We start from the raw sequence: 22,355 nt of genomic DNA on the forward strand, positions 1-22,355 counted from the left end.
CTTTTTTTCAGCGCTTAAAGTATGTCGTGAATACCAAGGAGGTATCTATGCATGAAGTCAGCCTCAACCGTGTCATCACGGACTATCTCACCGGCCTGGAAATCATGGATACCACTTACGAGGATTTGCGGCAGGCGCTTGCCAGGCTGCTTGTTGAAGACAGGAAATATCCGCGTGAGAATATCCGATCGAAATATGCCCTGGATTACTCGATAAACGGTGAGCCGCATTCCGTTGCGATTGACCTGGCGGTCTTTTCCCCGGAAGGAGATCCGCTTCTGGCTCTCTTCTTCTGCCCGGGAGAGGTGGGAACCTTTGTGCGTGAGAGCGTAGCCGCGGCCCGTATTCATCTCCCGTCTCCGTTTCCGCTGGTGATCGTGACGGATTCGATGGACCTGCAGCTGATTGAGACCAAGTCCACCGAGGTGATCGGCAGCGGTTTCAATGCCGTGCCCAGATGGAGTGAGCTGCCTGCCCTTGTCCAGGCGCATCCTTGCCCATTGCCGGGTGAAGACCGGCTGGACAAGGAGCGCAGGATACTTGCGGCCTATGATGGCTTGGGCGGCCCCTGTTGCGGAGGTGAATGCCCCGTCTAGGAAACGGGCTGACCCTTAGGCGGGAGCGGGAACCATTTTTCCTGCTGCGCCGAAGGCCATGAGCTCAGCGTTTCGGTGAGTTCCTCTTGGGAGACGCCCACAGCGCCGACCTGACCAACCACCAGTCCGGCGGCGCAATTGGCAAGTATGCATGAACTGAGCAGATCGAGACCGGAACTCAGGCCGAGGGCTATGACCGCAATGACGGTATCTCCTGCACCGGTCACGTCGAAGACCTTCTTGGCCGTGGTCGGCAGGTGGAAGACTCCCTGACCGGGCAGGAACACCGCCATGCCTTCCGCGCCAAGGGTGATGACCAGACTCTGCAGGTCTTGCCGGTCGATGATCCTCTTTCCCGCTTTCAGGATCTCCTCGCGGGTCGTGATCGCCATTTCAGCCCCTTCGGAGGCTTCCTTCTTGTTTGGCGTCATGCAGTAGAAATCATGGTAGTGAGGAAAATTGCATGTCTTTGGGTCCAGAATGATTTTCTGATCAGGACGTTTTCTGTCCCGCAGCCAGCGCAGGAACTCTTCGGAAATGACGCCTTTGCCATAGTCTGAAAGAATGATCGTCTCAAAGCCGTCAAGCTTGCTCTCCACCGCTTGCTGAAGAGCCGAAAATTCCTTTGCGTCGAGGGCCCGGTTCGTTTCCCTGTCCACACGCAGAATCTGCTGGTGCTGTGCCATGATCCGGGTCTTCAGCGTCGTCTCACGCGAGGCGGATCGGATAAGCTGGCTTTCAACGCCGAGCGTACCGCAGATTTCCTGGAGATTGTCTCCATAGAGGTCCTGTCCGCAAATGCTCACCAGGGTGGGGCAGCCGCCCAGGGTGGCCACGTTCTGGGCCACATTGCCCGCTCCGCCGATCTTGAAGACCTGCTCGGTGATCTTGACTATGGGCACAGGCGCTTCCGGCGAAATTCTCTCGACCAAGCCCTTCTGGTACTGATCGAGCATGATGTCCCCGATGATGAGCACCTTGGAACCGATCATGCGCGAGGCATTGAACGCCAAGTTCATATTTCCTGCTCCTTGGCCATGCGTTCAAGGAAAGACGCTATTTTTTCCCTTTCTTCGTTGCTTGCGTAAGCGAACACGATTTTTCCTTTTTTGGGTGTTCCTGAGTGTTTGACGGTGAAGGTGCCAGCCAGGCTCTTGACGACACTTGCGATGTCTTCGACTACGGGCTTGGCGCGGCGAGGTTTTTCTTCTTCGACCGCTGTCTTGTTCTTGATTTTTTTGACCAGATCTTCCGTTGCGCGCACGTTCAGATTATTTTGCAGAATCTTTTCCGCCAGGACGGCCATGCTCTCGGGATCATCCAGCCCAAGCAGCGCCCTGGCGTGTCCGGCCGAGAGGGCGTTGGTCTCCAGCATGGTCTGCACTTTTTCAGGCAGTTTCAGGAGCCGCAGGCTGTTGGTGACGGCGGGTCTGCTTTTGCCGATCTTGTCGGCCAGTTCTTCCTGAGTGATCCTGAAATGCTCCTTGATCTGTCCCAGCGCCCGTGCTTCTTCGATCGGGTTGAGATCCTCGCGCTGAAGGTTTTCGATGAGCGCTATGGCCATGCTCTCGTAATCGTCCATACGCCGGACTATGCAGTCGATGGTCTCAAGTCCGGACATGCGGCAGGCTCTCCATCGTCTCTCGCCGGCCACGAGTTCGTAGTGACCCGGGGTGGGTAGCGGCCTGACCAGCACGGGCTGGATCAGCCCCTGGGTCTTGATGGAGGCGGCGAGTTCTTCCAGAGCCGCCTGGTCGAAGTGGTGGCGGGGCTGGTGGATGTTGGGCTCAAGTGCGTTTATGTCCAGCGTCACTATTTCTGCTTCGTGTTCGGGTTCGACATTGCGGCTTTTGATGAGTACATCAAGCCCGCGTCCGAGCCCTCTTTTTTTCATGGTCATACTTTACCCGCGGATGTTTGCGTCAGGGGCCGTTGACCCCTCGCGATTCGTATTTAATGACAGTTAATTGTCAAAACCTTCAACTTCCGGAGTCACAGTGAACAAGGATACGGCCATAAGATACGTTGTCGATGCCAAGGGCAATTCCCATGGCGTTTTTATTGAAGAGGAAATGTGGCAGCATGTCTGTCAGCATGTTCTCTCCGTGGTGGAAAAGCTCTATCCCTCGGAAGATCGCATTGTCGAACCCATGGCCGACCTGGAGCTTCTCGAAAAATATTGGGACCTGCGTTACGAGCTGCCCTCCGACGTGGCTTGTGAGACCTGCGGGGCAACCACCGAAGACTGGAAGGCGGATGAACCCCGCAAGTTCATGCTTCGCGCTGCCAACATGGGTGGCCTGCTTGCATTCCAGTGCGTCAGCTGCAAGTCGCGCATCACCAAGCGCCACTTCAAGGACAAGGTTACTGTGACCTGCACGCCTCAGGTCAGCTGCTCCTGCGGCTGATTCAGTTTCTTGTCGATCAGTTCCTGGGCCAGTGAGATATAGGATTGGGTTCCCATGGATCTGATGTCGTAGAGTATGGCCGGAAGGCCATGGCTCGGGGCTTCGGACAGGCGCACGTTTCTCGGGATCGAAGTGTTGAATACAAGCTCTTTGAAGTGGTCGCGCACCTCGCGCTCGACCATGAATGAGAGCTTGTTGCGTTTGTCGAACATGGTCAGCAGGATACCCAGAATGTCGAGGTCCGGATTCAGCCGCTCTTTGACCAGCCCGTAGGTTTTCATGAGCTGGGCGATTCCTTCCAACGCGTAATACTCGCATTGCAGGGGAACGAGCAGCCATCTGGCCGCGCACAGGGCGTTGATGGTGATGAGCCCCAACGACGGGGGGCAGTCGATCAGGATGTAATCGTACTCGGGGCTCAGCAATTTCACGATGCCGCGCAGGATGAATTCCCTGTTTTTTTCTTCGCCCAGTTCTATCTCCGCTCCCACCAGGTCAGGCGTGGAGGGGAGTATTTTCAGGAACTCCATGTCCGAATCAACGATGGCCTTCCGCGCTTCATTGGGAGAAAAGAGGGCTTGGTAGATCGAGGTCTGCACCTGGCTCACGTCAACGCCGAGTCCGCTTGATGCATTGGCCTGCGGGTCGCAATCAATAACCAGTACACGCTGTTCCATGGCTGCAAGTGATGCCGCCAGGTTGACGGTGGTGGTGGTTTTCCCCACCCCGCCTTTCTGATTCGCCAAAACGATTGTCTGCGCCAAATGTCTTCCCTCCTGATCCTGTCGTTTCACGGGGAACTACGGACGGTAGTAATCTTTGTACCAGGCGATGAACTTCTCTATTCCTTCCTCGATGCTCGTTGATGGCTTGAACCCCACTTCCTTGATCAGGTCGTCGATGTTGGCGTAGGTCGCTGGCACGTCTCCGGGCTGGATATCCATGTAGTTGCGCACGGCTTTTCGGCCCAGGGCATTCTCGAGCACGGTGATAAACTGCTCAAGCTCGACGGTGTTGTTATTGCCGATGTTGTAAAGCTTGTATGGAGCAGGGGATGTGCTCGGATCGGGATTCTTCCCGTCCCAGGCCGGATTGCCTTGGGGCACATGGCTCACGATCCGGAATACCCCTTCGACGATATCGTCGATGTAGGTGAAATCCCGGCGCATTTTGCCATGATTGAAAACATTGATGGGCTTGTTCTCGCAAATGGCCTTGGTAAAGAGGTAGAGGGCCATGTCGGGACGTCCCCAGGGACCGTAGACCGTGAAGAAGCGCAGGCCCGTTGTCGGCAGTTTGTACAGATACGAGTAGGTATGGGCCATGAGCTCGTTTGATTTCTTGCTTGCCGCATACAGACTCACTGGATGGTCCACATTGTCGTGCACGGAAAAGGGCATGGATGTGTTCAGACCGTAGACAGAGCTGGATGACGCGTAAACCAGGTGCCTGGTTCCATTGTGGCGGCAGCACTCCAGCAGGTTGGCGAATCCTACTATGTTGGAATCAATGTAGGATTTTGGGTTCAGAAGTGAGTATCTAACCCCTGCCTGGGCCGCCAGGTTGACAACATGCGTGAATTCATTGGCCTTGAAATACGCGTCCAGGGCCACGCCATCAGCGAGATCTATGGGTTCGAAATGAAAATTCGAGTCCTGTTGCAACAGCTTCAGGCGGTCTTTTTTCAAGTCGACCGAGTAGTAGTCATTGAGATTATCGAGGCCAAATACGGAAGTTCCGGTAGCAAGAAAGCGTTTGGCGAGGTGAAAACCGATAAATCCCGCCGCGCCCGTGATAAGAATTTTCATGCAATGCTCCATGTGAAACAAAATATGAAATTGACCTAACCTAAGGCTGTTTGGTGGGCAATACGGAATTTGAGTTCTGTGACTGCTTTTTTGTGATTCGGGTTGCTGAAGGCGGCGGTGTGGTCTTGTATCAGATCGTTTGCAGGATTTTCCAGGCCTCGTTTTTGACTTGCTGGTTGCCTTGCGCCATTTCCTCCAGGCTTGGCAGTTTCACGATGCGGCAGTTTGCCTGTGCCTGAAGGCGCTTGGCTTGCGCATTAGTCTTGTCACTCGCTGTTTCCCGGTCCTGGAATAGGAGGATCATCTGCGGCTTGAAATGTTCAAGCCCTCTGCGAAATGTTTCGGAATCCAGATCGAGGGGCCAGGAACAGATGTCGTTGGCTTGCCATTTGAGGTGCTGACAAACGGACTCCTGGATTTTTTTGAAGACGACCAGGCGGGGCGGATTTGTAGCGCATTGCATGTCTTCATGGAGTCCGGCGTAGGTCCACATTGTGCGTACAGGAGATTGTTTCCCGTGAAACAATGACCTCAGCAACAACGGGAGTGGCTGACTTGCGTCCGCTGAGGGGTTTTGGTCAGGCTGAGCTTGACTTGAAATTTCTGGCTTTGGCTCGGCGCGCAATGGAGTCGACAAAGGTGAAGAATCCTCTTGGTCCTTGCCCTGCTGGCGCAGAAGATGGGTAACACCAAGACGTTTCAGGGTGCGCTGGGCTTCAGTCAGGGTGTGTTCATTGAGATCCAATCCCAGATCCTCCACGCGATTTCTGTTTTGGGCAGCTGCGGCCACGCTTCCTGCCTGCCGTGCCGGTCCATGACCAGAACCCTGTTGGTGGATGATGCAAAGCCGGCACCGGCTTCGTCTATGGGATTGGCGACAAGCAGATCAAGATTTTTTTTGGAGAGCTTGAGCGCAGCGTTCTGCTCGAGGTCTTGTGCTTCAGCTGCAAAACCAATGGTTTGTTGTCCAGGCTTCTTGGATGTACTCAGGGTCGCAAGGATGTCAGGGTTGGATTCAAAAGTCAGGCTCAGGGCTTCTCCGCTCTTTTTGAACTTCCCTGTGGGGCAGGTTGGGGGGCGAAAGTCAGCCACCGCAGCCGTAAAGCATCCGATGTCCTGTGATGGAAAGATATCCTGGGCGGCCGAAAACATTTCGCGGGCCGTGACCACGGGCACTCGCTTGATCATGGATGGCAGGGCTATGTCCACCGGTCCGCTGATGGCGGTGACTTCGGCGCCGCGCAGGGCCGCCGCGACGGCAAGGCTGGCTCCCATGATCCCGCTAGAAGGATTGGACCAGAAGCGGGCCTTGTCAAAATATTCCCGGGTCGGTCCGAGCGTGATCATGATTTTCCTGCCGCGCAGGTCCTGAGGCGAAAGTGCAGCCAGGGTTTGAATGAAAATTTCCTCCAGCGAGGCAAGCCTGCCCTGGCCCGTGTCGCCGCAGGCAACGTTGCCGCACTCGGGTTCGATGCGCGTAACGCCGCGTTCGCCCAGTACGGACCAGTTGTGGCGGGTTGCCGGAGCGCTCCACATGCGCGGGTTCATGGCCGGGGCTACCAGCACCGGGCCGGGGTAGGCCAGAAGTTGGCAACTGAGAAGGTCGTCGGCGATGCCGCAGGACATCTTGGCAATCATGTTCGCCGTGGCTGGAGCAACAAGAAAAGCGTCGGCCACCGATGGTTCGAGATGATCAAAATTTACATCATCGGCAAACATGTCGGTGTAAAGAGGGTCTGCTCCGAGCGCTCCGAAGGAGAGACCGGTCACGAACTTGCGAGCGGAGTCGGTCAGGGTCACTCCGACCTGGAGATGCAAATGCAAAAAAGCCCTGGTCAGATCCAGGGCTTTGTATGCTGCAATGGAGCCGGTGACTCCCAGGTGGATACGTTTCCCGTGAAACGTGTCGAACAGGTAGTGTGCGGGAATCACTCTGAAAGGGTCCTTTCAGGCTCCGGGGAAGACCCGGAGGATGGGTAGCTTGGGTACGAGTCAACAGGCTGCGTGCCGGTGGAGTAAGCTGGAATGCTGGAGGTAGGGACTTTGGGGGTCACCTTGACTTCAAGCCATGTGTACCAGACGGGACTTTCTTCGATCGTCAGCATGCAAACCCGATTTTCTTTTGTAAAAACAAGGTTATAGCGCTGATATTTCTGGTACGTGACCAGTGTCCATCCGTCTTTGGGCATGGTGTTGAAGAAGTAGTCAAAAAGGGAAATGGGTTCCGCTCTGCCACGAAATACGATGGTTCCGAATTTGCCGGTTTCTGTAGGGGTGATGCTGGATTTGCTCGGCTGAATCTCCATCTCTTCCGGAATGCGAATGTCGCTGAAGTCATAAAAAAAACTGTTTTGTGTCGGCGCAGGACCAGGATCTTCGGTGGTGCCGTTAAAGGTGGCGCAACCCCATGAAGAAAGCAGCAGCGCTACAAGAATAAGTTTAAGATGACGCATGTGTGTAATCCTTTGAGGAACGTTAAAATTGGAGGTCGCAAGTTCTTGGGTTGAAAATCTAGCAACATCGGCAGTGAGATCAAGTTTTTTTTAAGAGCCTACCTTCACTTCAAGCTGTCTGGCCTTGGCCGCTTCGTCAAGCCAGCCCCCGTCCTCCAGGGATTGAGCGGCCAGTGCGTACATGCGGTGCGTTCCTTCTGTGTAGATGGCGTGGACCAGTTCCTCTGCATAACCCTTGAACACGCCGTGGACCAGTTCGCTTTGCGCGTAAAGGAAGCGGGCCAGCAGAGGGTTTTCATGATGGAGAGGAAGATATAGTATGAAAAGTCGTTTGCAATGGAAGATGATGAACCGTATTCGGCGAACCTCGCGCTCGATGCTTTCCGATGTCTGCCTGATGACCGCGTAAAGTTCCGATCCGATATGCTGTTCTTCAGGGGTCAGGCCCACGCCCTGCTGCAGTTGCTTGAACCGGGGTTTGTAGTTCATCTGCTGGTAGGCGTCTTCTTTGAGTTTTATGCACTCGTGGAATATGTAGCCCAGCGCCCAGTCCAGGTATTCGCCGAAAACCGCGTACGAGGTCCTTTCTTCATTACGGAAAAGCAGATGCGAAGTGTCTTTTAGCCTCCAGAGCAGGCCCTTGCTGTTTTGACGGCCGAGCATGTCGTCAAAAAAATGGAAGCTCACGGATCCGGTTGCGTCATACTCGGAAAAATGGTTTTCCAAAGCACTGGCAATCTGGCAGAAATCGCGCAGAACGTCTCGTACAAAGGAATCATGTTTGGATTTCAGCCAGCTTTTGGACATTGCACATCCCGTACTCTTTTTTTGCGTCATGTACGGTACCCCTCGGAATCCGTCAAACCCACAAGAATCGATGAACAGCGAACAAAAAATCACTTCTCCTGAAGAAATTGCACGACCCCGCGGCAAGGTCGTTTTCACCAACGGGTGCTTCGACATCATCCATCCAGGCCATGTGGACTACCTGGAAAGGGCCAGGAACATGGGCTCGTGCCTGGTCGTCGGTCTCAACAGCGACGCTTCGGTCAGGCGTCTCAAAGGTGAGCTTCGGCCGATCAACGACCAGAACAGCAGGGCGCGGGTGCTGGCGGCCCTGGCCTGCGTGGATTATGTCGTCATTTTCGAGGAGGACACGCCTCTCGAATTGATCGGCAAGATCCGGCCGGACGTGCTGGTCAAGGGCGGGGACTGGAGCGTGGACCGGATAGTCGGACGGGAGATCGTGGAGGCGGCGGGAGGGACTGTCTGTTCCATCCCGCTTCTGGCCGGATATTCTACAACGGGGACAGTGGAACGCATCGTGGCCCTGCATCGGAGCGGCGGCAATGGATAGCCTAAACACAAAGCGGGTGGTCTATTCCCTTACGTACCTGCTGGAAATTTTGACCGAAGCTGGGGAGATTAGCGAGGCGCAGGCCAGGATCATCATGGACCACGCCGTCAAGAACGGTATCGACACGGAGGGGCCGGACGGTATCGACGACCTGATCCGCTTCAATATCCGCAAGCCGCCGAAGGAGCCCGGGCACCCGGAATCGCGCATCACGGAGGATGTCATCCTGAAAGCCGTCGCGCGCAGGGAGGGCCTTGAGTTCCGCCGGGTGGACCCCTTTGATCTGGACCTTGAGGTGACCACCAAGACCATCTCCGAGAGCTTCGCCCGCGTGAACACCCTGGTGCCGATCATGATCCGCGACGGCGAGCTCGAGCTTGCGGTCTTCAATCCTTTCCGCCCGGAGCTGTGGCAGGACATGGAGCGCGTCAGCGACTTGCCCTACAAGGTTTTCCTGAGCACCCGGCAGGACATCAACCGTCTCATCGACGACTATTACCAGTTCCGCACGGCCATCCAGGCTGCGCAGATCGAGTTCATGGACTCAAGCGAGATCGGCAATCTCGAAGCGCGGGTCAAGGTCTCGGAAAAATCCGATCCCGAATCCCAGCGCCACGTCATAAAGGCCGTGGACTATCTGCTGCGTTCGGCTCTGCGCGAGCGCGCCAGTGACATTCACATCGAGCCCAAGAGGGATTTTGCGCTGATCCGGTTTCGCATCGACGGCATCCTTCACGATCTGCACCGGCTGCCCATGACCGTGCACCTGGCCATGATAAACCGTTTGAAGGGGATGAGCAGGCTTGACATCTCCGAAAAGCGCAGGCCCCAGGATGGGCGCGTGCAGCTGGTTTTGGCCGGTGTGCCGACGGATGTGCGCGTCTCGACCATTCCGGTGGCCTTTGGCGAGAAGATGGTGCTGCGACTCCTGTCCAGCGACAGCACGCTCAAGAATCTCGAAGAGCTGGGCATGGGCCCCGACCATTATGCGACCTACAGCAAGTTCCTGAACAAGACCTACGGGCTCATCCTGGTCACCGGGCCAACGGGAAGCGGCAAGTCGACCACTCTGTATTCGACCCTGAAAGTGCTGGCCAATCCACAGGTCAACGTGGTCACGCTCGAAGATCCCATCGAGATGGTGGTCGACGATTTCAACCAGATCGGCGTGCAAACGAAAATCGGTGTGACTTTCGGGCAGATGCTGCGCCACATCCTGCGCCAGGACCCGGACATCATCATGATCGGCGAGATGCGCGACCTCGAGACCGCCGAGCAGGCCATGCAGTCGGCCCTGACCGGGCATATTGTTTTTTCGACCCTGCACACCAACGACGCCAGCGCCGCCCTGACCCGCCTGCTGGATCTTGGCCTTGACGCCTATCTCATCAACGCAGCCGTCATCGGCTGCATCGCACAGCGCCTGGTGCGAAACATCTGCCTGCACTGCAAGGTGCAGTACACGCCTGATTACGAGGAAATAAAGGCCTTGGGGCTGGAGAGCTACATCCGTCCGGGTCAGGTCCTGTGGAAGGGGCGCGGGTGCGATCACTGCCGCCAGACGGGCTATTACGGCCGCACGGGCATTTTTGAGATTCTGCCCTACGACACCGAGGTCAAGGACGCCATTCGCAAGAACATCGATCTGGGCGATCTGCGCGAGATGGTCCGAAAGAAAGGTGTTCGTTCCCTTTTTGACGACGGCATGGCGAGAGTCGTGCAGGGGGTTACAACGGTGGAGGAAGTATTGCGCGTGGCCGGGGGATCCGTCGATTAAGTGCGGGGTTTGACGGACTTTGGAAGATTTTTGCCGGTGAGTTTTTTGATATCCTCGAATGCCTGGTCAAGCGTTGAGCGCTCATCGACGCTTTGCTGCAGAAAAGAGCGGATGGGATGGACCATGCTGATGGCCTTGTCGATTTCCGGATTTGAACCGGCGGCGTAGGCGCCGATGTTGACCATGTCTTCGACCCGCTGAAAGGTGGCCATCAGGCGTATCAGGTCCCGACCGGCGGTGATGACGGGCGAGGGGGTGACGTCGGGTGCCAGGCGGCTGACGCTTTTGAGCACGTCGATGGAAGGGTAGTGGCCCTGATCGGCCAGGTCCCGCGTGAGCACGATGTGCCCGTCGAGGATGGAGCGAACCGCGTCGGCAACGGGTTCGTTGAAGTCGTCGCCTTCCACCAGCACCGTGTAAATGCCTGTGATGCTGCCTTTGCTCGAACGTCCGGCGCGTTCGAGCAGGCGCGGCAGATGCGAGAAGACCGTCGGGGTGTATCCCCGCGTGGTGGGCGGTTCACCGGCCGCGAGGCCGACTTCGCGGGCGGCCATGGCGAAGCGGGTCACCGAGTCCATCATCAGCAGCACGTCCTTGCCCTCGTCTCGAAAAAATTCCGCCATGGCCGTGGCTGCATAGGCCGCACGCATGCGCACCAACGGACCCTGATCCGAGGTGGCCACGATGAGCACGGACTTGGCCAGTCCCTCCGGTCCCAGATCCTTTTCTATGAAATCCACGACTTCGCGGCCGCGTTCGCCGATCAGTCCGATGACATTGACATCGGCCGATGTGTAGCGGGCAAACATGCCCATGAGGGTGCTTTTGCCAACGCCCGAGCCGGCCATGATTCCGATGCGCTGCCCCTTGCCCAGTGTCAGAAGGCCATTTATGGCCCGGACGCCGACATCGAGCGGTTCGGTGATACGCGGTCTGGTCAGGGGGTTGGGAGGATCTGCGTGCAGCGGGTTGTAACGGGCAGGGAAAATGGTTTTTTCCGGATCAAGGGACTGCCCGAAAGCATCCACCGCGTGTCCGAGATAGCGATGGCCAACCGGGAAGACCGGTGGAGTGCTGGTGTTGCGGATGAGGCTCCCCGGACGGATGCCGCGCATCTCGCCGTAGGGCATGAGCAGCATCACGTCGTCGCGGAAGCCAACCACCTCGGCGTTGATGGACTGTTTGCCGGTATCGCCCGGCAGAAGCTGGCAGACAGAGCCAAGTGGGGCCTTTATGCCGCGTCCCTCGGCCACCAGTCCCACGACCTTGGTCACCTTGCCATAGGCTTGCGCCGGTTGCAGTCCGGCCAGGAGATGCAGGGTGCCGTCAAGGTCGGCGGTCATGAATTTTCCACATATCCGTCGAGAATGGCGCGGACCTGTTCAAAGCGGGCAGTGATGGAATTGTCCACCAGACCGTCGCCGCTCTCTATACGAACTCCGCCCGGTGCAAGTTCGGGGCTGGCGCAGATGCGCAGTTCCGGAAGGTCGGAGCGTTTTTCCCGGGTCTGTTCGGCCAGGGATTTGGCCAGTTCAAGGTCATCCCCGCAGACATGAACGGTTATGCAGGTCCTAGCCTGGAGCTGCGCGACGGCCTCCTCGAAGAGGGCGTTCAAAACCTGTTCGCGTTGCTCGTCGAGCATGACCCCAAGGGTCTTTTCAAAGGCCAGGCGCAGGATCTGGAAAAGGCTTTGCTTGTGCTCAAGATAGATGCGCTCCTTCTCGGCGATCACTGCCGCCTGGATCGTATCCATGAAGGAGCAGACCTTCGCGGTTTCCGCCTGCGCCAGCGTGTTGGCCTTTTTTTGTCCGGCGGCAAAGCCTTCTGTCTGGGCGCGGGCGCGAATCTGTTCGGCTTCGGCCAGAGCCTGGGCCAGAATTTCCTTGGCCATCTGCTGGGCGCGCTGGCGTACCTGTTCCATATAGTGGTCCTCGGTCTCCGTGTTCCAGATCAGGGTGGGCGGGCGGTTGAGCCCGACGCCGTCGCGGCTGTGCAATCCATAGATGACCCTGCACGGGTTTGGCGCATGATCAGACAAGGACTTCGCCTCCGCTGCCGGCGATGACGATACGGCCTTCGGCCTCCAGGCGTCTTACCTGCTTGACGATGTTCTGCTGCGCGGCCTCGACCTCGGAAAGCTTGACCGGACCCATGATCTCCAGATCCTCGCGAATCATGTTTCCTGCGCGTTCGGACAGGTTCTTGAAGAACTTTTCGCGCAGTTCTTCCGGCGCGGTCTTCAGCGACATGGTCAGGTCCTCGTTGCTGATTTCCTTCAAAACCTCGCGGATGCCGCGGTCGTCGATCTTGATGATGTCCTCGAAGACGAACATGAGCTGCTTGATCTCTTCGGCCAGCTGCGCGCTCTCTTCCTCGATGTCGGCCATGATCTCCTCTTCCGTGGCCCGGTCGATGGCGTTGAGGATTTCCGCCACGGAATTGACGCCGCCGACCTTGCGGCCTTCCTTGCCGCCGATGGCGATGAGTTGGCTTTGCAGGACGCGGTCGACCTCGACGAGCATTTCCTCGGCGACGGCTTCGAGCTTGGCCAGGCGGATAAGCACCTCGGCCCGGACACCGGGGGCCATGTTCTGCAAAAGATTGCCCGCGCTGTCCGGCGGTAGATGGCCGAGAATCAGCGCCAGGGTCTGGGGGTGTTCGTTGCGCAGGATCTGGGCCAGGATCTTGGGGCTGACGTTGCCGAGTTCCTTGAAGGGCACGGGGCCGGAATCAAAATCAAGCTCGTCCAGGATATAGCGTGCCGTGTCGGAATCGAGATTCGAGGAGATCATCTTGCGCACCTGCTCGGGCCCGCCGTAGAGCATCTCCTTGCCGATGGTCATGGCCTGGTTGAACTCCTTCAGCACTTCCTCCGCCTGTTCCTTGCTCACGGAATCGAGCTTGGCCATGGCTCGTGACACGGACGTGATTTCGCTGCGCTCGAATTTCTTGAAGACCTCGGAGGCAAAAGCGTCGCCAAGGGCCAGGATGAGAATGGCCGTCTTCTGCGGGCCGGTCAGTTTTCCAGTAGGTGCTGCCACTTATGCTTCTCCCTGAGTCATCCATTGACGCATGATCATGACGGCCTGATCCATGTTCTGCTCGACAAGCTGCTGTGCGAGGTGCTTGGCGTTTTCGATGCGTTTGACGGCGTCCACGGCCGCCATGTCCTCTTCGTTCAATCCTTCGGTCAGGGCCATGAGCTCCTGGGCCGCGCCAAGCTCGTCGGCAGTCTGCACCGTGGGCTTGTCGACCTTCGGACGGATCAGGGCCAGGACCACAGGGCGCGCCACGAAGAGCAGGAACAGGAGAATTACGAGCGTGTTCAGGAGCGGCTTGCCCAGGAGCTGGAAGTAGCGCGAGGCGACGTCCAGAAGTGGTGCCTGTTCCGCACCGACGGGCTCGCCAAAGGAGATCGAGGAGACCTCGATGGCGTCCCCGCGAGTGTCGTCAAATCCGACGGCGCGCTGGCTGAGCTGGCGAATCTGTTCCATCTGTTCGGCACTTAAGGGCTCGAAGGCGTATGTCCCGTCCTGCTGCTGAGTGTACTTGCCGTCGACGAGAACGGCAACGCTTAAACGCTTGATGCTGCCGACCTGGGAGATGATCTGCTGTTCTTCCTTGTTGATGTCGAAATTCGTGGTGGAGGATGTACGGGTGCTTTCCTGCGAGGTGCCGGAGGCGGTGCGGTCGTTTTCGCCCTGATAATTGGGATCAGGTGTGCCGCCGTCGACATTGGCCGACCCCGTGCTTTCCTCCTCGTTCTTGACCTCGCTTCTGACCACGGCGGATTTGGGATCGAAAATCTCCTTGCGGATGGTCGTGCGATCGAAGTCAAGGTCGGCGTTGACCCGGGCGATGACCCGTCCGGGGCCGACAATGGGCACCAGGAGCTGTTCGATGCGCTGTTCAAGGCTGCGCTGCATGCTCGACTGGTATTCAAGCTGGGTCGAGCTCAAGCCCGCGAAGTCGTTGTCCGTCTTGGGCTCGTAGAGGATCTTGCCCCTGCTGTCGGCGAGAGTGATATGCTCGGTGGTCATCCCTTCGACGCTGGTGGACACGAGGTTGACAATGGCCTGCACCTGCTGTGCGCCAAGGCTTCGACCACCTTTGAGCTTGAGCATGATGGCGGCGGAGGGCGGGGCCTGCTCTTCGACGAAGAGACTCTTGTTGGGCAGCACCAGATGTACGCGGGCGCTCTCCACCTCGGCCAGCTCGGAGATGGTGCGGGACAGCTCGCCCTGCAGGGCGCGCTGGTAGTTTATGCCCTGCACGAAGTTGGTTTGCCCGATCTTGTTCTCGTCAAAGAGTTCGAAGCCGATGCCCTGACCGTGCAGGGCGCCTTCACCGGCCAGTTTGAGCCGCGCTTCGTAGACCATGTCGCCCGGTACCATGATGGAGGTCCCGGAATCGGTGATCCGGTAGGGGATTTTTTCCTTTTGCAGGTAATTCACCACGCTGGACGCGTCTTCCTGGTACAGATTTGCGTATAGGACCCTGTAATCGACCTTGTTCATCCAGAAGATCATGGCGAAGAACGCGATCAGAAGCGAGACCAGCAATCCTCCTAGGAGGATACGCTGGGCCAGGGATTTATCGGTCCAGAAGTCCGTGGCCTTGGCCAGGGTGCTTTGCAGAAAGGGGGGCATGGTGAATCCTCGCGTGTATTAGAATCAGAACTGGATGCGCATTATTTCCTGGTATGCCTGCATGACCTTGTTGCGAACCGCAGAGGTCATGTCCATGGCCAGTCCGGCCTTTTGCAGGGTGATCATGAGCTCATGCACGTTCTGGTTTTTGCCCGAGGCAAAATCCTGGATCATGAGCGATTTTTCCCCCTGCATTTCGTTGACCTTGGCCAGTGACTCTTCAATGGTCTCGGCAAAGGACTGGGTCGCTTCCCTGGTGGACTTGTTCTTGGCATCAAGGCTTTTGGGATTGCTCAAAAGCTCGCTTGCCGCCGAATAGGCCTTGATGGCCAAAGGTGATACCGCCATGGAATGCCTCCTTGTCTGTGTCTGCTACTTTATCAGGCCGGGACTATGCTTCCGGCCTATCGCCCGATTTCGAGGGCCTTGGAAAACATGCTCTTGGACGTGGTGATGGTCGAGACGTTGGCCTCGTACGCGCGCATGGCCGAGAGCATGTTGGTCATCTCTTCCACCACGTTGATGTCAGGATAGCTGACATAGCCTTCTTCGTTGGCATCCGGGTGCCCCGGCTCGTAGACCTGCTTGAGCGGTCGCCTGTCGTTCTGGACGGAATCGACCCGGACCCCTTTGACGTCCTGATCCAGGGCCGAGTTCATGGCCTTGGAGAAGGGGCTCTGCACTTCGGTTTCCTTGAAGATGACTTCCTTGCGGCGGTAGGGGCCTCCGTCCACGGTCCTGGTCGTCTTGGCGTTGGCCAGGTTCATGGAGATGACATTCAAATGGGTGCGTTCGGCCTTGAGCGCGGACGCTCCGACATCGATGGCGGTCATGAAGTCCATTATTTGCCTCCGTCAGCGATAGTCTGCTTCAGGCCGGAGAGGCTTTTCTGCATCACCGTCGCAAGCGTGTTGTAAAGGAGGTTGTTCTTGGCCATGACGGCCATTTCCTTGTCCAGGTCCACGTTGTCCACGCCCTGCACCACTCGCGGCGTCAACGATTTGGTTACGCTGGCCTCGGTCTTGTCAGCGGCAAAGGCGACCGGAAAGTGGTCCGGATGTGTGCGGGACACGGCACCGGCTTCGGAGAGGCCGAGGGCGGCCTGCAGGTCTTTTTCAAACTCCAGGGTGCGGGCCTTGTAGCCGGGCGTGTTGATGTTCGCCAGGTTGGCGCTGACGATGTTTTGACGCTGAAGCTGAAAATCCATGACCTTGGCCGTCAGATCAATGTGATCGGGAAACAAGCTTTTCATTCGATAACCCCTTGTCGTACCGGCATTTGTTGTTCTGTGTGAGGCAGAGCCGGGATGCTGACGAGGTCTGGTTTGCAATGACCATTCCAGATTGTGAGGAAGACAGGATGATCTTTAAAATCATGATGTTGTCAGGATAAAGACAAGTTTGGGCACACATTTTGCGGGATGGCTTGGCAAGTGGCATCAAAGTTGCTTTGTCGCTGACAGAGAATCAATGCATACTAGATTTGCCGACAAGGAGGAGGAACCATGAGTTCGCATCTGGATTATGAAATCAACAAGGAACTGGGCGAGTGTTATCTTTTCATGGGTGAGCTGGACAAGGCCGAGAGCTATTACCAGAAAGCCGCAAGCAGCAACGGCGTCCACCCTGATCCATATTTGGGTCTGGCGACCATTGCGGTGCAGCGCGGGGATCTGGACCAGGCCATGGCCATGTACCAGAAAGCCGAGGACATCGCCTCTTCGGACAAGTCCATCGCAGGCATAGCGCTCATCAGCGCCCAGCAGGGCCAGGAAGACAAGGCGTTCGGGCTGTATCTGAAGGCTCTTGCGCTCAATCCCGAAAACATTGTCGCTCTTTTCGGGCTGGTTCAGGTCGCGCATGTGCTTGGCCGCACGGCCGAGGCCATCGCTCCCCTGGAGCAGCATCTGGAATTGAATCCTGGCAAGAGCGAAGTCCGCTATGCCTTGAGCGGGTGTCTCGTGACCAGCGGCCGCAAGGACGAGGCCAGGGCGCACCTGCGCAGGCTTTTGGAGATGGACCCCGCCAACGCCTCGGCGTCCGAGCTTCTGGCCCAGCTCTAGAACGGCTGCGTTCCTCCTCCCTCAAGGCAGGTCGGCTCCCGGTAATCCGGGGTCCGGCCTGTCTGCGTTATTGCATATTGCGGTCAAAGGTGGCAGTGCACGGCGAACATTCTTTTCGAGATGGGGGATACCATGAATATGTTGCCGATTCGCCGGGCCATCCTGAGCGTAACAGATAAATCAGGCCTTGAGGACTTTGCCCGCTTTCTGCAGGGCCATGGGGTGGAGCTTGTTTCCACCGGGGGCACCCGCAAGAAACTCGTCCAGGCGGGCCTTAAAGTCCGTTCCGTCAGCGATGTGACCGGTTTTCCGGAGATCCTGGGCGGCCGGGTCAAGACCCTGCACCCGCACGTGCACGCCGGAATTCTGGCGGACAAGGATGATGCCGCGCACATGCAGACCTTGAAGGACCTGCGGCTGTCTCCCTTCGATCTCATCTGCGTCAATCTCTACAATTTTGCCGAAGCCGTGCGCCAGACCCTGGAAGACAAGCAGGCCGTGGAGCAGATCGACATCGGCGGGCCGACCATGCTGCGCGCTTCGGCCAAGAACTTTCATTCCGTGGCCGTGATCCCCGATCCGTCACACTATGCCGAATGCATGCAGGAGATGAAGGGCAACGGCGGTTCCCTTTCCCTGGATTTCCGCAAGCGCATGGCCGTAGCGACTTTTGCCCTGACTTCGGAATACGACCGCATGATCACCGAGTACCTGAGCCGCTCCTGACGGAGCGGCCCGGCCGGCCCACGCCGGCAACGGAGAGAACACCATAGCATCCAAACCTCTGGGTAACCTGACCGGCCTGAAGCCCAGCCAGATCACGGCCATTTCTCGTCTCTACAACAGGCGCTTTCCCGACCAGGGCGGGTTTACTCCCGACCAGGCCCGGGAGCTGGCCATCCTGAGCAGGGGCATAAGCCGCCAGATCGGCGTGCTCGTAAACCGCAAGGGCGTCCCGGTCATGGTGCTGGTCGGAGAGCAGGACGGCATCCTGATCCCCGAACTCTCACGTCATCGCCAGGCCGATTCCAGACTGTCCGGCCTGCGCCTCCTGCACACCCATCTTGATTCGTCCCTGCTGACCCAGGAAGACCTCATGGACATGGTCTTTTTGCGTCTCGACGCGGTCTGCGTGCTTACGGTGTCTCCCGACGGAGCCCCCAGGACCTGCCAGATCGCGCACATCCTGCCTCCGAACACCGACGAGCTGCCCTATCAGGTCCACCCGGCCATGATCTGGGATGATGTGGACTTTGATTTCGGAGCGAACGTCAAGGCCCTGGAAGACGAACTCGCGCGTACGGGCCAGAGCGTGGCTGCCACGGCCCGCGAGGGCTCGGCCATTCTGGTCAGCGTGGCTTCCGAATCCAGAGGTGCGCAGGAACGCTCACTGGCCGAGCTGGCAGAACTGGCGGACACGGCCGGACTGGAAGTGGTGGGGCAGGTCGTGCAGCGGGTGACCAAGGTCAATCCCAAGCTCATCCTGGGCCGGGGTAAACTTTCGGAACTTGAAGTATTGGCCCTGCAGAAGAATGCCGCGACTCTGGTCTTCGATCAGGAACTGACCCCCACGCAGCAGCGCAACCTGAGCCAGATCACCGAGCGCAAGGTTCTGGACCGCACGCAGCTCATTCTCGATATTTTCGCCCAGCACGCCCAAACCCGCGAAGGAAAGCTGCAGGTCGAGATGGCCCAGCTCAAATACATGATGCCGCGTCTGGTGGGGCAGAATCGGGCCTTAAGCAGGCTGGCAGGGGGTATCGGTGGACGCGGTCCGGGCGAATCGCGCCTGGAGATGGATCGCCGCAAGATCCGCGAGCGCATCGCCCAGATCAAGACCGAGCTCGGGAGCGTGCGCAAGCACCGCAAGTCCACGCGCAGCCGCCGCGACAAGGCCGGGCTGCCCATCGTCTCTCTGGTCGGGTACACCAACGCGGGCAAATCCACGCTCCTGAACACCCTGACCAAGAGCGTGGTCCTGGCCGAGAACAAGCTTTTCGCGACGCTCGATCCCACCAGCCGCCGGCTGCGTTTTCCCGAGGACCGGGAAATCATCCTGACCGACACCGTGGGGTTCATCCGACATCTGCCGGCCGACCTGCGCGAGGCCTTCATGGCGACCCTGGAGGAACTCGAGAGCGCGGACGTGCTGGTGCATGTGGCCGACGCCTCGCACCCGGAGATGGACGCCCAGATCGAAGCGGTGGAGTCCATCCTGCGCGACCTGTCCATCGACGGAATTCCCCGCATCCTCGCCCTGAACAAGACAGACCGCATAAGCGAAGAGACTCGCCAGACCTTGAGCTTCGTCTATCCTGACGCGGTCTTCATCTCCGCCCTCGAACGCCCGACCCTGGCTCCTTTGGTCGATCGCATCAAATCACTGCTGTGACGCTGCGCCCAGTGCGGAGCCTCCTTCGATAAAGGCGGGAATCCATGTGCGGAGCCGCCCCGGCCGCAGATTCCCGCTGCATACAGAAAAAGCGCGAAAACCCAGGAGGTTTCCGCGCTTTTCGCGTTGAATTCAGGACGAAGGCTATTTTATCTTCCAGGGATGTTCTTCACCGGCCATGAGGCGCTGGATATTTTCGGAGTGTTTCCAGAAAATCAGCGCCATGAGCACCAGGGCCAGGGGAATGGCGCCGTAAAGGCCCTGGAAGAGCAGGACCACCGGCATGAGGGCGACCATGACCAGGGAGGCCAGGGACACGAAGTTGTAGAAGTACAGGGCCGCCAGGAAGCCCAGGGCGCAGAGTATCGTCCCGGAGGTGGAGATGGCTACGAAGGCGCCTACCCATGTGGCCACGCCCTTGCCGCCCTTGCCGTGCAGAAATACGGAGAACATGTGTCCGCAAACCGCGGCCGTGGCGACCAGCGTCAGAAAAAAGTAGGAATCCGAGAAGCTTGCGGCCAGGGCCACGGGCACGAAGCCTTTGAGCATGTCCAGGGTCAGGGTCATGGCGCCGTACTTGGTGCCGCAGAGACGGCCGACGTTGGTGGCACCGATGTTGCCGCTGCCCTGCTGGCGCGGGTCGATGCCGCAGCAGGTTCTGGAGATCAAGAGGCCGAAGGGCATGGCACCCAGAAGATAGCTGATCGCGAGCCAGAATATTGTCACCATGTGCAGTCTCCTTGGTCTTTGGAAAGTTGGATTGGCATGTGCCGAAATCCCCTACGTGAAAATGGCCTGCCGGACAAGTTCATTCCTCCTCCCAGGCCTCCACGATTTTGATTTCGTTGTTCAGCGGGTCGACCTTACCGATTCTGATGGAAAAGCCCTGACCGAGCCGGATCTTGTCACCGAAGATCTTGCGTGGTGCCTTCAGGAAGAGCTGCAGATCGGGCAGCGAGATGGTCACCAGGTGCGAGCCGGGATCGACAATGATCCCTGACCAGCGCATCTTTTTGTGGTTTTGCCTGAAATATTCGTATTTCCAGTATCTCGGGCGCATGCGCTGGACCTGCCCGACCAGTTCGGCCCTGCTGGACAGCAGCGGGAGCAGGCTCTCGAGCTCGGACTGGCTCAGCAGCCGTCCCTGTCCGGTCAGCCGGGCCATGATCTGGGCCATGTTGATGAAGTCCGAATAACGCCTAAGCGGCGAAGTTACCGGGGCGTAAGCCTTGGCTCCGATGGTGGCGTGACGCCGGGGCTCGCATTCCAGGATGGAGGGGCCCATGTTGTTGATGATGCGGTAGATGTCCGTGGGATCGGTCCAGACTCCGGCGCTTTCTGCGGACAGCGTGATGTTCTGCGTCCTGAAAAGAAGGGCAGTGCCCGTCTCTCGGGCCCACGAGCCCATGGCCTTGTTGGCCAGGATCATGAATTCGGACACGATTTTTTGCGATTCGGGCGTGGATTCCGACTGCACGACCTCGACTTCCGGGTTGATCGGATCCTTGCACAGGACCATGCGCGGGTCAGGCTGGTCCATGATCACCGCGTGCTCGCGGATGCGCCCCTGTCGCAGTAGGGTGGCCAGATCGCGGGCGTGATGCAGCATCCCGGGAGCGCCTGTGGCGATCTCGTTTTCAACGCCTGTGTAGGTCAGGTTGGCCTTTATGCTGATCCACGCGATTTGCGGGTCAAGGGAGCGCAAGGCTCCTTCCGAATCCAGATCAAAGGAGATGACCAGAGCCGGGCGATCCTGGCCGGCCCGGAGGCTGAAGAAATCCTTGCCCAGGGCCTCGGGGAGCATGTGGCTGGTGCCTTCGGGCAGATAGAGGGAGGTGAAGCGGTGCAGTACGGCCCTGTCCAGAGGACTGCCGAACTCCCAGCCGAGACAGGGGCAGGCCAGGGCCAGGCGAAGCTTGAACCCGTCCTGGTCGCGAGTCAGGTCGAAACCGTCGTCGATGTCCTGGGTGCTGGAGGAGTCGATGGTCACGATGTCCGCGATGGGCTCGGTGCGCATGGCCACTACCCGTTCCTGCAGGGCCGCGACCGCCTCGGCGTGGGCTTCGGCCCAGTCCGCCTCCCAATGGTATTGGGCGCGGCAGAGGTGGAAATTGAAATGCGGCGGCACGATGCCCCAGGCCTGGGCCAGAAACAGGGGCAGGTGCGGGTCTTCCGGCAGGCCCTGGCTCATGGTCTTCCACAGGGCGTCCGAATCCCGGTCGTCGGGGTTGCACAGGCGGGTCATGAGCAGGTCGCGGATGCGGTCCATCTGTTCTTCGTCAGGCTGGGGCAGGGCGCTTTTGCGCTTGCAGAAGATGTCCCACAGTCCGCGCAGAAAAACCTGCCCGAAGCCGACCAGGCGCTCACGCTCCTGAGCCTTGCGCATCTCTTCCTGGCGGCGTTCCACGGTCTCCAGCGGATATATCTCGAACTGGGGCGGGGAGAACTTGAAATGGGTCTTGGTCTGCAGGAGCTTGCGCCCCAAAGCCGCAAGCTGGTCGGGACTTGGCTCCTCGAAGACCAGGCTTGCGAACCAGTCAATGCCCGCTTCGTCCACTTCGCCCTGGGCCAGGTCCCAGATCTCCAGCGCGTCGACGGATTCAGCCAGGCGCTCCCGGCGGCCGTTGTGGGTGCGCAGCAGATCGAGCATTTCCTGGCGGCTGCTGTCTGCCGGGCATTGGGGGCCAAGCCAGGGCAGGACGCGGGAAAGGGGGAGCTTGAGTTCGCGCTGCCCGGATGTGAAAACCCGCAGGCGCGGTCCCTGGACGTCCAGGACCCAGGCAGTCACGGGCTGGTTGTCCTGCAGGAATTCCATGATGCACCCTGGCTGCAGGGAGAGAGAGGTGGACATAA

The 22,355-nt window shown here is 58.4% G+C and carries 24 protein-coding genes; 7 read left to right on the plus strand and 17 right to left on the minus strand.

Features of this window, described 5'->3' with window-relative positions; translation table 11 throughout:
• Positions 1-47 precede the first annotated feature (47 nt).
• Entirely contained in the window at positions 48-596 is a 549-nt protein-coding gene (locus CVU60_14350; protein ID PKN40698.1) for a type I restriction endonuclease subunit R, read from the plus strand.
• Here CVU60_14350 and CVU60_14355 read toward each other — a convergent pair.
• Both CVU60_14355 and CVU60_14360 read right to left on the minus strand, forming a co-directional pair.
• Positions 593-1,615, minus strand: coding sequence for a D-glycero-beta-D-manno-heptose-7-phosphate kinase (locus CVU60_14355; protein ID PKN40699.1), 1,023 nt, complete (start codon positions 1,613-1,615; stop codon positions 593-595). The genes CVU60_14350 and CVU60_14355 overlap by 4 nt on opposite strands.
• Positions 1,612-2,496 carry a stage 0 sporulation protein J gene (locus tag CVU60_14360; protein ID PKN40700.1) on the minus strand — a complete coding sequence of 295 codons (885 nt, stop codon included), beginning with the start codon at positions 2,494-2,496 and terminating at the stop codon, positions 1,612-1,614. Before CVU60_14360 ends, CVU60_14355 begins: the two co-directional genes overlap by 4 nt.
• A 97-nt stretch (positions 2,497-2,593) precedes the next feature.
• Here CVU60_14360 and CVU60_14365 point away from each other — a divergent pair, with 97 nt between their 5' ends.
• Entirely contained in the window at positions 2,594-3,004 is a 411-nt protein-coding gene (locus CVU60_14365; protein ID PKN40701.1) for a hypothetical protein, read from the plus strand.
• Here the strand turns inward: CVU60_14365 and CVU60_14370 are convergent.
• The 6 genes from CVU60_14370 to CVU60_14395 form a co-directional block, all read right to left on the minus strand.
• Complete coding sequence (locus tag CVU60_14370) at positions 2,980-3,768, minus strand: chromosome partitioning protein (GenBank protein ID PKN40702.1); 789 nt, start codon at positions 3,766-3,768, stop codon at positions 2,980-2,982. The genes CVU60_14365 and CVU60_14370 overlap by 25 nt on opposite strands.
• A gap of 36 nt (positions 3,769-3,804) precedes the next feature.
• Positions 3,805-4,812, minus strand: coding sequence for a capsular biosynthesis protein CpsI (locus CVU60_14375; GenBank protein PKN40703.1), 1,008 nt, complete (start codon positions 4,810-4,812; stop codon positions 3,805-3,807).
• 130 nt (positions 4,813-4,942) lie between these two features.
• Positions 4,943-5,305: a hypothetical protein gene (locus CVU60_14380; GenBank protein PKN40704.1), complete on the minus strand. Its 363-nt coding sequence runs from the start codon at positions 5,303-5,305 to the stop codon at positions 4,943-4,945.
• A 227-nt stretch (positions 5,306-5,532) separates the two neighbouring features.
• A complete protein-coding gene (coaBC, locus tag CVU60_14385; protein PKN40705.1) occupies positions 5,533-6,744 on the minus strand; it encodes a bifunctional phosphopantothenoylcysteine decarboxylase/phosphopantothenate--cysteine ligase CoaBC in 1,212 nt (403 codons plus the stop codon).
• Positions 6,741-7,265: a hypothetical protein gene (locus tag CVU60_14390; protein PKN40706.1), complete on the minus strand. Its 525-nt coding sequence runs from the start codon at positions 7,263-7,265 to the stop codon at positions 6,741-6,743. The genes coaBC and CVU60_14390 overlap by 4 nt, the downstream gene beginning before the upstream one ends.
• A 90-nt stretch (positions 7,266-7,355) precedes the next feature.
• Positions 7,356-8,072: a hypothetical protein gene (locus CVU60_14395; GenBank protein PKN40707.1), complete on the minus strand. Its 717-nt coding sequence runs from the start codon at positions 8,070-8,072 to the stop codon at positions 7,356-7,358.
• Positions 8,073-8,142: 70 nt separating this feature from the next.
• On the opposite strand from CVU60_14395, the gene rfaE2 reads away from it, so the two are divergent.
• Together rfaE2 and CVU60_14405 are read left to right on the plus strand one after the other, a co-directional pair.
• Complete coding sequence (rfaE2, locus tag CVU60_14400) at positions 8,143-8,622, plus strand: D-glycero-beta-D-manno-heptose 1-phosphate adenylyltransferase (GenBank protein ID PKN40708.1); 480 nt, start codon at positions 8,143-8,145, stop codon at positions 8,620-8,622.
• Complete coding sequence (locus CVU60_14405; protein ID PKN40709.1) at positions 8,615-10,399, plus strand: type II/IV secretion system protein; 1,785 nt, start codon at positions 8,615-8,617, stop codon at positions 10,397-10,399. Before rfaE2 ends, CVU60_14405 begins: the two co-directional genes overlap by 8 nt.
• Here CVU60_14405 and fliI read toward each other — a convergent pair.
• Genes fliI through flgB form a run of 7 tightly spaced genes read right to left on the minus strand, consistent with a single transcriptional unit; the run spans position 10,396 to position 16,300 of the window.
• The gene (gene fliI / locus CVU60_14410) at positions 10,396-11,742 is read right to left on the minus strand and encodes a flagellum-specific ATP synthase FliI (protein ID PKN40710.1); all 1,347 of its coding nucleotides are present in this window, start codon (positions 11,740-11,742) and stop codon (positions 10,396-10,398) included. The genes CVU60_14405 and fliI overlap by 4 nt on opposite strands.
• Positions 11,739-12,437, minus strand: a complete 699-nt coding sequence (locus CVU60_14415; GenBank protein ID PKN40711.1) for a hypothetical protein — start codon at positions 12,435-12,437, stop codon at positions 11,739-11,741. Before CVU60_14415 ends, fliI begins: the two co-directional genes overlap by 4 nt.
• Positions 12,430-13,440 carry a flagellar motor switch protein FliG gene (gene fliG, locus CVU60_14420; protein PKN40712.1) on the minus strand — a complete coding sequence of 337 codons (1,011 nt, stop codon included), beginning with the start codon at positions 13,438-13,440 and terminating at the stop codon, positions 12,430-12,432. The genes CVU60_14415 and fliG overlap by 8 nt, the downstream gene beginning before the upstream one ends.
• The gene (fliF, locus tag CVU60_14425; protein ID PKN40713.1) at positions 13,441-15,048 is read right to left on the minus strand and encodes a flagellar M-ring protein FliF; all 1,608 of its coding nucleotides are present in this window, start codon (positions 15,046-15,048) and stop codon (positions 13,441-13,443) included.
• Positions 15,049-15,072: 24 nt separating this feature from the next.
• Entirely contained in the window at positions 15,073-15,396 is a 324-nt protein-coding gene (locus CVU60_14430) for a flagellar hook-basal body complex protein FliE (GenBank protein PKN40714.1), read from the minus strand.
• Between the two features lie 56 nt (positions 15,397-15,452).
• On the minus strand, positions 15,453-15,890 hold the full coding sequence (gene flgC / locus CVU60_14435; protein PKN40715.1) for a flagellar basal body rod protein FlgC: 438 nt from the start codon (positions 15,888-15,890) through the stop codon (positions 15,453-15,455).
• Complete coding sequence (flgB, locus tag CVU60_14440; protein ID PKN40716.1) at positions 15,890-16,300, minus strand: flagellar basal body rod protein FlgB; 411 nt, start codon at positions 16,298-16,300, stop codon at positions 15,890-15,892. The genes flgC and flgB overlap by 1 nt, the downstream gene beginning before the upstream one ends.
• A gap of 252 nt (positions 16,301-16,552) precedes the next feature.
• Here flgB and CVU60_14445 point away from each other — a divergent pair, with 252 nt between their 5' ends.
• From CVU60_14445 to hflX, 3 genes are all read left to right on the plus strand, one after another.
• Positions 16,553-17,110: a hypothetical protein gene (locus tag CVU60_14445; protein PKN40717.1), complete on the plus strand. Its 558-nt coding sequence runs from the start codon at positions 16,553-16,555 to the stop codon at positions 17,108-17,110.
• A gap of 132 nt (positions 17,111-17,242) precedes the next feature.
• The gene (locus CVU60_14450; GenBank protein PKN40718.1) at positions 17,243-17,836 is read left to right on the plus strand and encodes an IMP cyclohydrolase; all 594 of its coding nucleotides are present in this window, start codon (positions 17,243-17,245) and stop codon (positions 17,834-17,836) included.
• A 43-nt stretch (positions 17,837-17,879) separates the two neighbouring features.
• Complete coding sequence (gene hflX / locus CVU60_14455) at positions 17,880-19,502, plus strand: GTPase HflX (protein PKN40719.1); 1,623 nt, start codon at positions 17,880-17,882, stop codon at positions 19,500-19,502.
• Between the two features lie 144 nt (positions 19,503-19,646).
• Here the strand turns inward: hflX and plsY are convergent, their stop codons facing one another.
• Entirely contained in the window at positions 19,647-20,231 is a 585-nt protein-coding gene (plsY, locus tag CVU60_14460; GenBank protein ID PKN40720.1) for an acyl-phosphate glycerol 3-phosphate acyltransferase, read from the minus strand.
• Positions 20,232-20,310: 79 nt separating this feature from the next.
• Positions 20,311-22,353 carry a ribonuclease II gene (locus CVU60_14465; GenBank protein ID PKN40721.1) on the minus strand — a complete coding sequence of 681 codons (2,043 nt, stop codon included), beginning with the start codon at positions 22,351-22,353 and terminating at the stop codon, positions 20,311-20,313.
• Between the last annotated feature and the right edge of the window lie 2 nt (positions 22,354-22,355).

The sequence above is a fragment of the Deltaproteobacteria bacterium HGW-Deltaproteobacteria-18 genome (genome assembly GCA_002841885.1).
Lineage (GTDB): Bacteria > Desulfobacterota > Desulfovibrionia > Desulfovibrionales > Desulfomicrobiaceae > Desulfomicrobium.

What these genes read in the sequence shown, in the direction of transcription:
- CVU60_14445 (PKN40717.1), top strand. Translation starts at nt 16,553, where the DNA reads ATGAGTTCGCATCTGGATTATGAAATCAACAAGGAACTGGGCGAGTGT.
- flgC (PKN40715.1), bottom strand. Translation starts at nt 15,890, where the DNA reads ATGGACTTCATGACCGCCATCGATGTCGGAGCGTCCGCGCTCAAGGCC.
- CVU60_14380 (PKN40704.1), bottom strand. Translation starts at nt 5,305, where the DNA reads ATGTGGACCTACGCCGGACTCCATGAAGACATGCAATGCGCTACAAAT.
- CVU60_14395 (PKN40707.1), bottom strand. Translation starts at nt 8,072, where the DNA reads ATGTCCAAAAGCTGGCTGAAATCCAAACATGATTCCTTTGTACGAGAC.
- CVU60_14390 (PKN40706.1), bottom strand. Translation starts at nt 7,265, where the DNA reads ATGCGTCATCTTAAACTTATTCTTGTAGCGCTGCTGCTTTCTTCATGG.
- CVU60_14360 (PKN40700.1), bottom strand. Translation starts at nt 2,496, where the DNA reads ATGACCATGAAAAAAAGAGGGCTCGGACGCGGGCTTGATGTACTCATC.
- fliF (PKN40713.1), bottom strand. Translation starts at nt 15,048, where the DNA reads ATGCCCCCCTTTCTGCAAAGCACCCTGGCCAAGGCCACGGACTTCTGG.
- CVU60_14355 (PKN40699.1), bottom strand. Translation starts at nt 1,615, where the DNA reads ATGAACTTGGCGTTCAATGCCTCGCGCATGATCGGTTCCAAGGTGCTC.
- CVU60_14465 (PKN40721.1), bottom strand. Translation starts at nt 22,353, where the DNA reads ATGTCCACCTCTCTCTCCCTGCAGCCAGGGTGCATCATGGAATTCCTG.
- CVU60_14375 (PKN40703.1), bottom strand. Translation starts at nt 4,812, where the DNA reads ATGAAAATTCTTATCACGGGCGCGGCGGGATTTATCGGTTTTCACCTC.
- plsY (PKN40720.1), bottom strand. Translation starts at nt 20,231, where the DNA reads ATGGTGACAATATTCTGGCTCGCGATCAGCTATCTTCTGGGTGCCATG.
- CVU60_14405 (PKN40709.1), top strand. Translation starts at nt 8,615, where the DNA reads ATGGATAGCCTAAACACAAAGCGGGTGGTCTATTCCCTTACGTACCTG.
- rfaE2 (PKN40708.1), top strand. Translation starts at nt 8,143, where the DNA reads ATGAACAGCGAACAAAAAATCACTTCTCCTGAAGAAATTGCACGACCC.
- CVU60_14350 (PKN40698.1), top strand. Translation starts at nt 48, where the DNA reads ATGCATGAAGTCAGCCTCAACCGTGTCATCACGGACTATCTCACCGGC.
- CVU60_14430 (PKN40714.1), bottom strand. Translation starts at nt 15,396, where the DNA reads ATGGCGGTATCACCTTTGGCCATCAAGGCCTATTCGGCGGCAAGCGAG.
- flgB (PKN40716.1), bottom strand. Translation starts at nt 16,300, where the DNA reads ATGAAAAGCTTGTTTCCCGATCACATTGATCTGACGGCCAAGGTCATG.
- CVU60_14450 (PKN40718.1), top strand. Translation starts at nt 17,243, where the DNA reads ATGAATATGTTGCCGATTCGCCGGGCCATCCTGAGCGTAACAGATAAA.
- fliI (PKN40710.1), bottom strand. Translation starts at nt 11,742, where the DNA reads ATGACCGCCGACCTTGACGGCACCCTGCATCTCCTGGCCGGACTGCAA.